The sequence below is a fragment of the Seonamhaeicola marinus genome (genome assembly GCF_008085455.1).
Window position 1 is genome coordinate 1 of the sequence record NZ_VSDQ01000924.1, and the last position, 505, is coordinate 505.

1 protein-coding gene is annotated in these 505 nt (G+C 29.3%); it reads left to right on the forward strand.

The features are described 5' to 3' along the window. On the forward strand, window positions 1-375 hold a 375-nt coding region (locus FUA24_RS24850; protein ID WP_148546109.1), incomplete at its 5' end, for an Lrp/AsnC family transcriptional regulator. Between the last annotated feature and the right edge of the window lie 130 nt (window positions 376-505).

Here is a 505-nt window from a genome sequence, read left to right on the forward strand (position 1 = left end):
GTAAACTTATCTGCAACCCCGGTTTTTGAACGTGTTAAGAAATTAGAAAAAAACGGATTTATAAAAAAGTACGCTGCTATTTTAAACGCAGAGAAATTAAATAAAGGCTTAGTTGTATTTTGTAATGTTACTTTAAAAGAACATACACGCACCATAGGGCGCCAATTTGTTAAAGATATAATGGCGCTAAAAGAAGTTGTAGAGTGTTATAATATTTCTGGTGATTATGATTTTTTATTAAAAATTATGGTGTATGATATGAAGGAGTATCAAAATTTTGTTTTAGACCACCTAGGCAGCATAAAAAATATAGGTAGTGCACATAGTACCTTTGTAATGGGTGAGATAAAGCATGATTATGCTGTGCCAATTTAATAGAATAAAAAAAGAGCTAACTTAAATAGTTAGCTCTTTTTGTGTGAGTTATTTTATTTATGTTTATGACTCTGCAGATTCTTCAGCTTTTTCAACTGAAATTTTTAATTCATTAGAATCACTATCTAAA